The 13,125-nt window shown below is 57.3% G+C and carries 9 protein-coding genes and 4 pseudogenes; 6 read left to right on the top strand and 7 right to left on the bottom strand.

All coding sequences use genetic code 11. The features are described 5' to 3' along the window. Nucleotides 1-34: 34 nt before the first annotated feature. A complete protein-coding gene (gene gfa, locus J5276_RS24775; RefSeq protein ID WP_209160365.1) occupies nt 35-607 on the top strand; it encodes an S-(hydroxymethyl)glutathione synthase in 573 nt (190 codons plus the stop codon). Nucleotides 608-699: 92 nt separating this feature from the next. Here the strand turns inward: gfa and J5276_RS24780 are convergent, their stop codons facing one another. The 3 genes from J5276_RS24780 to J5276_RS24790 are packed head-to-tail and all read right to left on the bottom strand — an operon-like array spanning nt 700 to nt 4,322. Then, nucleotides 700-1,977: a M24 family metallopeptidase gene (locus J5276_RS24780; protein ID WP_370647641.1), complete on the bottom strand. Its 1,278-nt coding sequence runs from the start codon at nt 1,975-1,977 to the stop codon at nt 700-702. 13 nt (nt 1,978-1,990) lie between these two features. Then, the gene (locus J5276_RS24785) at nt 1,991-3,079 is read right to left on the bottom strand and encodes a hybrid-cluster NAD(P)-dependent oxidoreductase (RefSeq protein WP_209160367.1); all 1,089 of its coding nucleotides are present in this window, start codon (nt 3,077-3,079) and stop codon (nt 1,991-1,993) included. Next, nucleotides 3,069-4,322, bottom strand: coding sequence for an aromatic ring-hydroxylating dioxygenase subunit alpha (locus J5276_RS24790; protein ID WP_209160370.1), 1,254 nt, complete (start codon nt 4,320-4,322; stop codon nt 3,069-3,071). The genes J5276_RS24785 and J5276_RS24790 overlap by 11 nt, the downstream gene beginning before the upstream one ends. 107 nt (nt 4,323-4,429) lie before the next feature. Between J5276_RS24790 and J5276_RS24795 the strand changes: the two genes are divergently transcribed. Then, complete coding sequence (locus tag J5276_RS24795; protein WP_209160372.1) at nt 4,430-5,317, top strand: LysR substrate-binding domain-containing protein; 888 nt, start codon at nt 4,430-4,432, stop codon at nt 5,315-5,317. Nucleotides 5,318-5,962: 645 nt separating this feature from the next. On the opposite strand, the pseudogene J5276_RS24800 reads toward J5276_RS24795, so the two are convergent. Then, nucleotides 5,963-6,794, bottom strand: a pseudogene (locus J5276_RS24800) (IS66 family transposase); the annotation flags it as partial. A 90-nt stretch (nt 6,795-6,884) separates the two neighbouring features. On the opposite strand from J5276_RS24800, the gene J5276_RS30520 reads away from it, so the two are divergent. Further along, a complete protein-coding gene (locus J5276_RS30520; protein WP_229002327.1) occupies nt 6,885-7,097 on the top strand; it encodes a hypothetical protein in 213 nt (70 codons plus the stop codon). Nucleotides 7,098-7,196: 99 nt separating this feature from the next. Here J5276_RS30520 and J5276_RS24810 read toward each other — a convergent pair whose 3' ends face one another. Both J5276_RS24810 and J5276_RS24815 read right to left on the bottom strand, forming a co-directional pair. Next, on the bottom strand, nt 7,197-7,634 hold the full coding sequence (locus J5276_RS24810; protein WP_209160374.1) for a hypothetical protein: 438 nt from the start codon (nt 7,632-7,634) through the stop codon (nt 7,197-7,199). A 43-nt stretch (nt 7,635-7,677) separates the two neighbouring features. Continuing rightward, nucleotides 7,678-8,805 (bottom strand): annotated as a pseudogene (locus J5276_RS24815) (efflux RND transporter permease subunit). A gap of 1,047 nt (nt 8,806-9,852) precedes the next feature. On the opposite strand from J5276_RS24815, the pseudogene J5276_RS30525 reads away from it, so the two are divergent. Both J5276_RS30525 and J5276_RS30530 read left to right on the top strand, forming a co-directional pair. Further along, nucleotides 9,853-10,045, top strand: a pseudogene (locus J5276_RS30525) (LysR family transcriptional regulator); the annotation flags it as partial. After that, nucleotides 10,035-10,217, top strand: a pseudogene (locus tag J5276_RS30530) (LysR family transcriptional regulator); the annotation flags it as partial. The pseudogenes J5276_RS30525 and J5276_RS30530, both read left to right, overlap by 11 nt. 69 nt (nt 10,218-10,286) lie before the next feature. Here the strand turns inward: J5276_RS30530 and J5276_RS24820 are convergent. After that, a complete protein-coding gene (locus J5276_RS24820) occupies nt 10,287-10,985 on the bottom strand; it encodes a GntR family transcriptional regulator (RefSeq protein ID WP_209160455.1) in 699 nt (232 codons plus the stop codon). 169 nt (nt 10,986-11,154) lie between these two features. Here J5276_RS24820 and J5276_RS24825 point away from each other — a divergent pair, with 169 nt between their 5' ends. Continuing rightward, nucleotides 11,155-13,095: an ABC transporter substrate-binding protein gene (locus J5276_RS24825; RefSeq protein WP_209160376.1), complete on the top strand. Its 1,941-nt coding sequence runs from the start codon at nt 11,155-11,157 to the stop codon at nt 13,093-13,095. The last annotated feature ends 30 nt before the right edge of the window (nt 13,096-13,125 follow it).

The following is a 13,125-nucleotide window of genomic DNA, read 5'->3' on the forward strand; positions in this document are numbered from 1 at the left end:
TTCCGCTCCGGCTCGGGAGGAAAGGAACTACGACATGCCCAGTTTGAATATCCATCCAGTCGTCGATTCAGGGTACCAGGCGACAGAAGCCAGCTTCTCGGGCGGAACGCTGGTGTGCGGATGCAGCACCAAGCCGGTGAAGGTAAAGGTGTCCGGCGACATCGCCCATAATCACGCGTGCGGGTGCACAAAGTGCTGGAAGCCGGAGGGGTCGGCGTTTTCTATCGTAGCCGTTGCTCCGACCGACAAGATCGAAGTGCTCGACAATGGCGAGAAGCTGGAAGTGGTAGACGCGTCCGCGCTCATTCAACGCTACGCCTGCAAGGAATGCGGCGTCCACATGTACGGCCCGGTCGAGCGCGACCATCCGTTCAAGGGACTGGCCTTCATCCACCCCGAGCTTTTCGACGGAAAAGGATGGGCGAAGCCTGGCTTCGCCGCCTTCGTCTCCTCGATCATCGAGAGCGGCTTCGATCCCGCGAAGATGGAGGAGGTCCGTTCGACGCTGAAGCAGGCGGGTCTGGAACCCTATGACTGCCTGTCGCCGGGGCTGATGGATTACATTGCGACCTGGACTGCAAAGAAGAGCGGAGCGCTTGCCACGTAAGTTAACAGAATGGCTGGCGGATGCAGACGCACCGCCAGCCATGACTCTAGATCGATTATGAGACCGCTTTCAGTCGGCGTCGATTGAGTATCTCAGTCATCCTCCCACGGAAAGGTATCAAGGCGCTCCGCGCCCCCAGTCGTGACGAGTGCCTGCGTCTCGAGCTTTATGCTCTCAGAGCCGCTTTCCGCGATCAGACTTTCGACGTTCAGCACCATGCCTTCCTCGATCACCCCTTCAAAGTCGGGATCGAAGTCGGGATGCAGTAGAATGCCAGGCCACTCGTCCGCCATCCCAGTGCCATGAACCGCCAGCGTGTAGCGATAGGGCTGATACCTTTCGGGTATCCGCCAGCTCTTCTCGTTGAATTCGCGGAAGCTCATGCCCGGCCTGATTATCGAGAGGTTATGCTCGATCTGGTCGCGCGCCGCGCCGTAGAGGTTCTTTTGCTTCCCGGTCATCGCCACATGACCGCATGTCCATGATCGGGAAAGGTCGGCACAGTAGCCGTATGGTCCGATCATGTCGGTATCGAAGGAGATCATCTCGCCACGCTGCACGACGTAGTCGGAGCATTCCTGATACCAGGGGTTCGTTCGGACACCCGCCGTCAGTAACTTCGTCTCGAGCCATTCGCCGCCGCTGCGCGCGTTCTCGAAATGGAGTTCGGCCCAGATCTCGCGTTCGGTGCGACCGGGCTCCGAGATCTCGTACATTCTGGCCATTCCCGCCTCGCACACTCGGATGGTCCACCGCATGAGCTCGACCTCCTCGGCGCTCTTGATGGAGCGCGCCCGTTCGGCGAGCTCCTGGCCGTCGAGAAGCGTGAAGCCCCGCCGCTGAAGCTCCGTAGCGGGAGCAGGCTCCAGACGGTCGACCGCGATTCGCCCGATGCCCGAGTGCGAAGAGAGGATCTCCGCTATCTCGTCGGCCCAAGACTTTATTCGGTCCTCGACCAAGTTCCCCGCTGTGAAGAAGAGGAACGACTTCGAGGTGCGTATTTCGTCTATCCCCGGCAGCCCGTCGTTGAGATGCTCGCATCCGTCGAACTCGAACATTATCGCCGGGCCGTCCGCTACGATCAGCGCGTATCTTGAAGGGTTGTGCATCGTCCAGATGCTCATGTTCGAACAGTCGAACGCATACCGTATGTTGACCGGATCGTAGAGGAGCAGGGCGGGACAGTCCCACTCGCGCATCTGCTTGCGCAGTCTGTCTAGACGGTATCGTCTCGCACGATCCAGGGTCGAGGCGGGTATCGCGCTCACCAAAGGGCGATCGGCGCCCTCGGGATTGAGATAGGCCTTCTTGCGTTCGTCCTTGAACACATCGGCGCCGCCGGAACGCGCCGGTTCCAGTTCCTTCAACATCAGAAACTCCAATCTATCGATCTATGACAAGGTCGCTAAGCGGCTTGGAGCAGCACGGCAGGAAGAAACCCGCATCAACCTCGCGCTGGCGGATGCCGCCGTTGTGATTCATCTCGACAGATCCCGACACAAGCTTCGACTTGCAGGTTCCGCAGACGCCGTTCGAGCAGGAGGACGGCAGCCTGACGCTGCCCTTCTTCGCCGCAGCCAGAACGCTCTGTTCCGACGAGATTTCAAGGGTCTTCTTCTGCTTGGAGAACTCGACCTGGTAGATCTTCGCTGCCGGCCCACTTTCGACGATCGTCACCGGCTCGTCGATGACCGCGGCGTCGAAGCTTTCCTCGATGTAGTTTTGCGGAGGTACGCCGAGCTGCCCGCAAATCGAGCGCGCCGAGGACATGAAAGGCGCCGGGCCGCAGCACATAACGACCCGCTCCGATATGTCTGGAACTGCGAGCTTCAAGAATTCCGGCGAGATGCGGCCGGTGACGCCCGGCCAAGACTTCTCCCCGACTGTGCTTTCGGGGAGGAACTGCAGACGCAGGCACTTCATGCGCGTTGCGAGCCCCGAAAGGTCGTGACGGAAGATGATATCTCCTGGCGTCCGCGCAGCATGAAGGAAAACGATGTCGGCAGTCTCGTAGCGGTCGGCCAGGTCTCTCGTGATTGACATGACCGGCGTCACTCCCGATCCGCCGGAAAGCAGCAGAAACTTATTGCCACCGTTCTTCGGTCGCGTGAAGTTTCCGAGCGGCCCCTGACCCTTGACCGACATCCCCGGCGCCATGTTGTCGTGTAGCCAGTTTGAGATTCTGCCGCCGGGAACGCGTTTCACTGTGACGGTGAACGCGTTGCTGCGCTGAGGCGACGAGGAAATGCTGTAGCAGCGCGCCTCTCCCTCAGTGCCGGTAGGGAAGTCGAAAAGGAAATACTGCCCGGCCTCGAACTGGAACCGCTTCCCCTCCGGCGAGGCGAACGTGAAACTTTTGACGTCGTGCGTCTCCTGAGCGACGTCGATGCAGATGAGCGTCTCGTCCGTTTCTGGATCCCAGAACGGACGCGAGCCCGGAGCAAGCTGAACAGAGGTCAGATCAATACCCATGTGCCCGCATCCTATCGATGTACCACGTCGCGAACTTGTCTAGGTTGGTCTCGGAGAATTTCGAGTAGGGGCCTGGCCTATATGCGGGATCGAGGGCACCCGCGTGTGAGCGTGCGACCAGATCGGCGTCCTGGTCCGTGGTGGCGATCCAGACGTCCGTCAGCTTGTCGAGATCGTAGTCCTTGCCCTCGACGGCGTCCTTGTGGACCAGCCACTTTGTCCTGACCAGCGTCTTCCCCGCCGATAGTGGTATCACGATCGCAACCACGGCATGATCTCCCATGAAATGGTTCCAGCTATTATGACCCCACAGATGCATGTCGCCCAAGTCCTTGCGGGTCATGTGCCCCAGGAGCTTCGAGGAGGCGGCGGTGGCGTCGTAGGTCTGGGATTCCCCCGCTCCGGAAATGATCAGGCGCTGGCTCCGGAAGTTCGTCGCGCAGTCGGTCAACCGCTCAACGGCCGCAGAGGAGAACCCGTCAGCTTCCCAAGCCTTGGTACGCTCCTCGTACATGCGGAGATGCTCTTCTGCCTGCTCCCTGTCTTCCGGGCTCAGCGTCTCTGGGTCGAAGCCGAAGTCGAGATCGACGAACGAGACGCAGAGCTCCGGATGGTTCGCGGAGCAGTGGTAGCATTCGCGGTTGTTTTCCATCGTCAGCTTCCAGTTGCCTTCCTCCACGACGTCGGCCTGGTGGGCGATCTTGGCGTTCCGGATGTCGTAGGGCGCCAGACGTTCGGCCATCGTCTCCTCAAGCTTGGCGATATCCTCCGGCGGATTGTCGGACAGGCAGGCGTAGATCAGGCCCCCTATGGACTTGAAGTTCACGGCCTTGAGGCTGTGGCACTCCTTGTCGAAGTCCTTGCCCATGTGCGGTGCGTGCGAAAGCTCGCCTGTAAGCTCGTACGTCCAAGTATGGTACGGACAGACCAGCTTCGATACGATCGTCGTACCGGCGTCGAGAAGGCGCGAGCCGCGATGGCGACAGACGTTGTGAAGCACGCGGATCTCGCCTTCGTCGTCACGCAGCAGAATGAGACTTGTCTTGCCGATATCGACGACGGTCGCATCGCCGGGTTCCGGAACGTCGCATTCAACCCCGATGCAGATCCAGTGGTTGTGGAAGAAGACGTCGATATCGGCTTCGAAGACGTCTTCGCGCGTGTAGAGGCCGGCCGGCAGCGAATGGCCGGGCGTGCGTGATGCAAGAAGAGCGGAAATATCGGATGGCAACCTGTTCAGCATAGTGTTCCCCATTTCTTTGGTAGAGCGAATTTGCTCTTGCTAAACGGGGTGTTCAACGGCATAAAAAATCACGCTCGCATAACGCAGGCTTATGTGAAGGTCATGGGATGTTGTTCCGGAAACGGCTGCCGTCGCTCACGTCGCTGATCATGCTGGAAGCCGTATTGAGGCGAAAAAGCTTCACGGCCGCTGCGGGCGAACTTGGGGTCACGCAGGCAGCAGTCAGCCGCCAGATCGGACTTCTCGAAGAAGAGCTGGGGGAGATGATGTTCGTGCGAAAGCATCGAGCGATCGAGCCCACGCCAGCCTGTATACTGCTCGGCACGACGCTGGCTCAAAGCTTTGCCAACATTTCCGACGTGATCCATTCGATCAAATGCTCCTCGGAGGATGTCGTCACCATCGGAGCGACCGTCGCGCTTTCGTGGTTCTGGCTTCTGCCCAGACTTCCTGATTTCCGAGCGCAGAACCCCGGAATCCAGATCCGCGTCGTATCGCAGGACAGCAAGATCGACCTCGACGAAGGACAGGTGGACGTCGCCATCAGGTTCGGAATACCTCCTTTCAACGACGGCACGGTAATCGCTTCACGGGGAGACACGATCACTCCGGTCTGTTCGCCTGAATACCTAGAGCGACGCGTGCCTGGTTCGTTGAGCATCACCGACGAACTCATTGATACCGAAGCGGAGGAGCGGTCCTGGCTCACCTGGAGCCACTGCATGTCGAGGTTCGGTCTCGACTTTCCGCTCAAGCCTTCGCTGCGGTTCAATCACTACACCGAAACGATATCCGCCGCGCGTGCGGGGCAGGGGGTCGCTCTGGGCTGGGGCGCGTTGGTGCAGACCTTTCTTGACGATGGAAGCTTGGTTGCCGTAGGCAACACGAGTATCGAAGTGGAGGGTAGGTACAATGTTCTCGTGCCGCTTAAAGCTCGCAGGACGATAGCTGTAGACCGTGCCTGTTCGTGGCTGACCTCCGCCCTGCATGGCTGACATGAGGTGGACTGCGCTACTTATTTTTCGTCGGCCGACGCTTCCGGAGTGAGGTCGAAAATAGGCGTCACGACAAGGAGGACATTGGGTGAGTGACGAACCGTTCAGAGGCGACAGCGCAACTCCGCCTCTGCTGGAGGACGAGCTGTCCGCTGCACCTCTTCTGCAAGGCTGGGTACTGGCGGATAACGGGCACGGCTGGATGCACGGCTAGTTTTTTGGTCATCCGGAAATCGAAGAGGGTAGCCATGGCAACACCTCTGTCGTTGTAGCGATCGACGCCGCATCTCCGCCTCGTTGGGCAAGAACCGAAAGTCGCTTGTATCGCCTGGGTGCTTCGTATCCTCCCGCGGAGCGCGAGATCCGTTACTGGGCTCAGAAGCATTCCGGTCTACCTACCGTCGCCGGACGCCCGATCGGTGGAAGCGACGACATCGAGTCCATGCTCGCCAATCTTCGATCAACGGGTCGTATTCGGGCGGCGAAAATCGATCGACTAGAAGGTGCTTATACCGACGAGCGTCACCGTACGGCGACACCGTCGATGTTGTTTCACGACTTTGATCACACGAGCAATTGACGAGCCACTAGCCGGTGCCTAGTCTGCTATAGACGGAAGGAAGGTAAGCGGCAAGCTGAGGCCGTTCAGGCCTCGTAGCTACACGGCATAAGGTTTTGGATTTCGCTGCTAGGCCAGCCATTTGCAATGCGCTCGAGCGTCTGCGTCAGCCAAGCCTGGGGATCGACAGAATTCATCTTTGCAGTCTGCAGCACCGTGGCGATTGTCGCCCATGTCTTGCCGCCGCCGTCGCTGCCGGCAAAGAGACTGTTTTTGCTTGTGATCGTCTAAGGTCTGATCGCTCGCTCGACGATGTTGGAGTCGAGCTCGACACGGCCGTCCGTGAGGAAGCGTTCGAAGACGTCACGACGCTTGATCGAGTACCGTAGAGCTTCGGCGAGTTTGGATTTGCCTGATACTCGCGGCAAAGTCGTCTGCCAGAGAGTGAAGAGGTCACGGACTATCCCCGCCGAGCGGTCTTGTCGGGCAGCGACACCCGCCTCAGGGCTTTGACCACGGACGGTATCCTCTATTTCCCAGAACGTTGCCATTCGCTCGACTGTCTCTGTTGCCAACCTTGGAGCTTGTCGCGACCCGCAATTCATAGAACTTGCGGCGGCTATGTGACTAGCAGCCAGCCAGAATAACGCCGTCGTTGCCGCCGTCCTTGCGGACAAGCTTGCTGTTGGCCCCGTACCCGTCAACCTGCAGAATCCCGCGATAGCCGCTGAGGTGCCGTGCGACGCAATCGGTCGCCCGACTGCCTTCGAAGCGATAGGCCACAATGGGCGGGCCGTTACCTCAGAACGTTCGGTCATCCCTGGCATAGGCCCATAGCCATGCGGTTTTCGCCGACCCGGACCGAGGCGCCAGTGTAGGCAGGGTCGTCTCGTCGGCAAATATTCGTTCCGCCTTCTTGTCCATGGCAGGGTCGAACTTGGGCGGGTTGCCGGGGCACATCTCCCGCGCCACAGCCTCGCCACCCAGCTTGTCGGGCAGCGAAGGCCAATCAACGAGGTCGCCGATTTTCTTGGTCACCGGAGCATCAACACAACGGCCGTGTACGTGAAGGTTGCGGCCTCGCAGCTCGCCGAGGTCGCACTCCCCTTCCGGGAGGCGCTGCATGACCGCCTTTGCCCGATTCCTCGGCGAGAAGGTGGAACGTTACATCGAACTGCGCCACTCACTCAGCTATCATTCCCGCGTCGAAGTTCGCCGTGAAAGGCATCATCTAAGATGCCAGCCATTATCCGGGTGATGAGACAACAGTTCGACAAAATTTGAAGCGGCTTGTTCATATCGGGCCGGCATGGGACAGCATCAATGTAAGAGGCCTTTTGGGGCATGACGGGCAAGCTTGAAGGAAATCTTTGCAGTCGACGAAGGGCCTTTGATCGCCAAGTACGCACAGTCTTCGTTCAGGACGATCACCAAGTCCTTTGCGCACTCGAGAGCCTTTGAAATCTCATCTACATGATCAGGACGGCCTAGAAAAATCGTCAGGGCCATCATCAGAATGCCATCTTTGACGGCCGACCTGGACGCGCTACTTTTGCCATCGGGAAGCGCCTCGAGATCAATAAGGCAGCTCAATATCTGCATCGTTACCAGATCGTAGATTGCAATTTCCGACGGAAATCTTCGCTGGAGCGCAATTGCCTTTTTTGCAAGATCTTTGCCCTCCCTCGTCGGGAACAACGTCCTTATTGTACCCGTTGCGCAAGTGATTGAAACGTCAGCGTGAAGCTTGAAATACACCCTCGTTTCCTTTTCTTTTTAAAGATGTGAAACTCCCGCGGGCTCAGCGATTAACCGCTACGACTGCTCCTATAGCGCCGAGTGGCACAACAAGCATTACCGCGATTGGGATTGACCAACTCTCATAAAGGGCCGCCAGGCACAGAAAAACGAAGACAAGAGATAAGCCGAGCAAGAAGGGTGCTGCATTGCCCGATGCTTTTTCCTGATAGGACTGCCCGGTCCATGCAAAACCAAAGCCTGGCGGAAGCTCACCTGCCAGCCGTTCCATTTCAACCATCGCATCGCCGCTGGTAAATCCAGGGGCAGCGCTCCCGCTGATCTTGACAGCTTGAAGTCCGTTGTAGCCGACAACCTGGGTTGGACCGAGAGCCCACCGGGCTGTAGCGAAGGCCTCAAGAGGGACCATTTCGCCCTTCGAATTGCGAGCATTGAGTTTGCGCAGGCTCGACACGTCCATCCGCTAAGCCGCTTCCGCCTGGACGATGACGCGCTGCATACGGCCAGCATTCGGAAAGTCGCCAATATAACGAGATCCGATTGAGGTCGATAGAACGGTGTTGATCGCATCAAATGTGATGCCATAGGCATTCGCTTTTCGACGGTCGATGTCGAGCACAATCTGTGCGGCTGGTGGCAAGCCTTCGATATAGGGATATTGAAGTACAGGGCTCTGCCATGCCTTCATCAGCAATCCATTGGCCGCCTCAACCAAAGCAGCATTTCCCAGATTGCCGCGGTTCTGGAGGCGGAAGCTGAAACCACTGGCATTGCCAAGGGCTGCTATTGGGGGCGGCGTCAACGTGAAGACCGATCCTTCCGGCAGGCCCGCCAAGGCGCCAAGAGCAGATCCGACAATTGCATCTGAAGAATCCGCGGGACCTCTCTCTGACCAGTCCTTGAAGGTCGCAAAAGAGATCCCAGCGTTCTGTCCATTGCCATCGAATCCGAATCCGAGGATCGTCACGACTTTGTCGACACCGGAACGAATGACGAAAAAGTCGTCTACTTTTCCAAGCAGTGCATCGGTCCGTTCAGTCGTTGCCCCGGCAGGAAGCTGCGTTGCAGCGATAGCATAGGCGGCCTGATTGCCTCCACTGGAATCTTCGCGTGCGGCGAGGAGGGCCAATATGGGAATAGAAAATGAGATTTGGAGCAGTCGACTTGCCATTTTTATGATTCGGATAACACCCTGCGTATCGATACGGGGCCGTTGAAATTGAGGTCCGGACACCCATACGACCTGAACTATAGTTGAGGTCAAGAGGTTTGTTCCCTTAATTTTATGCGAGGAATGATATTGACTGAGGCCGCGCTTGAAGCATGATTGGGCATCGCTTCAATCGGGGATGATTAGGCGCGTTGACACCTAAGCAGATCGACGCAGGGGGCAAGATTGATTCCTCAACGGAAGTCTGACTGCGAAGCGCGGGTTTTTAGGTATTCAGCTCTTGTAGCGACAGATGGCAGAAGGACGCCTGGAGCAACGAGGATCGGAAAACTCAGTTGCTATCATAACACTTGCGCCGGCGCGCAATCTCCAGCGAGGATACACAAAGGCTGCCGTAAAATATTTGCTGAAGCGTCCGGCGTTTGTTAAACCTCATTGAAGGGCAACATCTTCGATGGGTCGCGTTGGATCTCGCAGAAGATTCTCACGCGCCCGATCAAGCCGAACCTGGCGTTGATAAGCGGCGATAGACGACCCGATGAAGCGTCTGAACCCTATTTGCAGAGCTCCAAGCCATTCTATAACAGAAGTGCGGTGGACCACAATTGACGATCCGGAGTGGCCTGATGAGATATCAACCCTCCTAGACGAGATGGTTTCTACCGCAAGAGCTACATTTCGGGTGCCGACCAGGGTCCGTCCACCCTGATGGAATTCGATAGCGCCACCCATGGAAAAGAAAAAAGAGATAGCATCCAAAGGCGCCCGCAAGGTCAGAGTGAATTTGCCGCATGGCATTCTCCTTTGCAAAGCGACGAGAAACTAACTCCCGCTCAAATAAATGGGGCACCCCTGCAACCTCCGTTTGGTCACAGGCTGTCTGGCGATCAGATAGAAGTCGACAGTCGTGCTGTGACGAAACCACTGCTGGGCAATCGGCAAGGAGTCACGAAAATACCAGCTAAAACCGTTGAAAAGCAGTATATGCCTTCGCCTTAATTTCATTAGTGGGTATAATCTGCTTAGTCCTGTTGCCAGAAGCAATAAATGGCGAATGAGTATTACATTGTCCTTGCGGCGTTCGTTGTGGTCGCACGTGAACGCAGCTCCACTCGCGCCGCCGCAAAGCTCGGAATCTCGACGTTGGGCCTAACGGTCCCCGGGCTCGAGGAACGTGTGGAGTTTCGGATTGCTCGCGCGTACGACACGCAGTGGCTCGCCGACCAAGCCCGGAGGACGAAGCACTTCCATACATCGCGGAGGGTCGCCTGATCCGGGTGCTGGATGATTGATGCTCATACTTTCCAGACCATCACCTTTACTGTCCGAGCCGGCGCCATTCGTCACCCGCGCTCGCCCTGTTGATGGACGTCCTTCGCTACCGCGAGCCCGTCGGATCGAAAAAGCGTTAGTCGGGCCGCCCCTCGGAAAATCCCAAGTTCTGAGCGCGGCGTGCCGCGACAGGCGCTCGAATTATTGCATCAGCCCTGCCGTTTTCTCAATCGCAGCCGCTCGATGATACTCCTGCCGGATCCTTCGACATGCAGGGCGATCATGCTCGCTGCGCCATCAGCGTCTTGCGCTTTGATTCGGTCAATCAATTGCCGGTGTTCCTCAATCACATTGGTCTGACGGCTTAACGATGTCGGATAGCCATGACCGATAGCGCCCAGAATTTGCCGATGACGCAGCCAGAGATCGACCGCATGCCGATTGTAATGTCGATCGTACATCAGTCGATGGAACTGAAGGTCAAGATCGGAGTGTTTTTCCTCATCAGTGTAATTCAGCGCCTCGATCTCGGCCTGGACACGCTCCAAGTCGACGATATCTCCGGCGGTCGCTATACCGACGAACCATCTGGTTAGAGCGGGCTCGATCAAAACCTCAATCTCGCAGATATCGCGAATAAAATCCTCATCGATCGGACGCACGCGAGCTCCGCGATTGGGCGTCATGAGCACGAAGCCTTCACCGCGCAATTGTTGCAGCGCTTCACGGATCGGGTTGGTCGATGTGCCCATCCTGCTGGCAAGCTCCGACACCTTCAGGCGCTCATTTGCCATAAGTCGACCGCTGATAATGTCGTCGCGCAGGCGCTCATAGACCGAAAATTCGGTCTCTTCGCCCGCTGTCTCAGGGTCATTCGCGTAAGGGGATAGCTGTGTGATCGTGCTCATAAGGTTGCATTTAAAGTATTTTCCCCGGCTTTGCCAATAGGAAAACATCATTTTCATACATTCATATTGACAAATAATGTACGATCTGGAAGTTTTTGTGCGCAAGACGGCGTGGAGGCCGCTTTTTGGGAAGATGCCGGTGGTGGAGCCGGCAATCGGAGGAGAAGAAATGAATTACCGGTTTTCACCGCGTCGCTTTGGTTTGTACGGCGCTCTACTCGCGACCGCACTTGCTTGCAGCACGGCCAATGTCTGGGCTGCGGATTACAAGCAGGCCCCCATGCTCGATGAGCAGGTGAAGGGTGGCGAGCTGCCAGCCGTGGCCGAACGTTTGCCCGAAGCTCCCTTCGTCGAAACCATGGTGGATGGCGTCGGCAAATATGGCGGCACGCTGCGCACGACGATCCTCGCCAATGGCGACCAGTATAATCTGACCCGCACCATTGCCAACGAACTGCTTGTCCGCTGGGACCCGCAATGGAAGAAGGTGATGCCGTCGCTGGCAGAAGAATTCAAAGCCTCGGACGACGCGACGACCTATATTTTCAAGCTGCGCAAGGGCTTGAAGTGGAGCGACGGCCAGCCGTTTACCGCCGACGACATCATGTTCTGGTATGAAGACGTCTTCATGAATTCGGCGCTTTCGCCCGCGAAAAACCCGACCTTTACGGTGGGCGGCAAGCCGGTGAAGGTGACGAAGATCGATGACCTTACCGTCGAATTCAAGTTCGAGTCGCCCTACGGCCTCTTCCTGCAACAGCTCGCCTACGGGCAGGGCCATCTGCCGGTCATCTACCCCAAGCATTACCTCAGCCAGTTTCATGAAAAGTACAACAAGGACGGCATTCCGGCCCTTCTGAAGTCGAATCCAGCCGCTGGTGACTGGGTTGCGCTGTTCAACTCCAAGGTTTCCATGACGTTCCAGCCTGCCTACTGGCAGAATCTGGAGCTGCCGACCATGAACCCGTGGGTGCTGACGGTGCCCTATGCAGATCAGGAACGCGTCGTTGCGACCCGTAACCCCTATTACTGGAAGGTCGATACTGCGGGCAATCAGCTTCCCTATATCGATAACATCACCTGGGCAAAGCTGGACGATCCGCAGTTGATGGCGCTGAAGATGACGTCGGGCGAGTTCGATTTCGCGTTTCGCCACATCAATAACTCCACCTTCAAGTCCGTCCTGTTCGACGGTCAGGAAACCGGCAATTACAAGTTCGTGGACGTAAAGGACCTGCCAGCGAACGATGCCGTCATTCTGCTGAACCTGAACTCGACCGATCCGGTCAAGCGAAAGGTTTTCCAGAACAAGGATTTCCGTATCGCGCTCAGCCACGCCATCAACCGTCAGGAAATCATCGATCTGGTTTATGTCGGACAGGGCGCGCCTGCGCAGGTTGCCGTGCAGCCCGAGCATGAGTTGTTCAACGAACGCGAGGCAACGCAATATACGGAGTATGATCCGAAAGCTTCCGCCGAAATGCTGGACAAGATCCTGCCGAAGAAGGACGCAGAGGGCTTCCGTCTGGATGAAACCGGCAAGCGCCTCACCATCAACTTCATGGTGGCGGATGTCTTCGGTCTTTCCTATCCGGACGTCATGCAGATGGTTCAACAGTATGCCAAGGACGTCGGTATCGACATCCAGATCAGAACGACGGACCGCGCGCGCCTGAACACGATGTGGGCGGCAAACGAGCAGGATGCCTATATCTGGAACTGTGTCGGTGGCCTGTCTGAAGTCTATACCGATCCGCGTTGCTACATGCCCTTCCAGAAGGCGGACATCTTCTTCGCCATGAGGTGGAGCGAGTGGTACTCGAACCACGAAACCGGCGAAGAGCCTCCGGCAAACATCAAGGAGCTGATGGCTGCCTACGACAAGGTCAACGCAGCCGTGACCGACGACGATCGTCGCGACAAGATGAAGGCGTTTCTCGAGCTTTCGGCAGACAACTTCCTCAATATCGGCATCTCGCGCCCGATGCCGAAATACATGATGACCTCGAAGAATCTGAAGAATGTGGTGAACGGTATTCCGATCACCGGCAACCTCTGGCACCCGGCGCCGACCCTGACGCAGTGGTACTTCGAAAAGCCTGCTCAATAAGGCTCCCCTGCCGGCGGTGGCGCGAATGCC

Origin of the sequence: Agrobacterium sp. S7/73 (assembly GCF_019355535.1) — a bacterium.
Classification (GTDB): domain Bacteria; phylum Pseudomonadota; class Alphaproteobacteria; order Rhizobiales; family Rhizobiaceae; genus Agrobacterium; species Agrobacterium tumefaciens.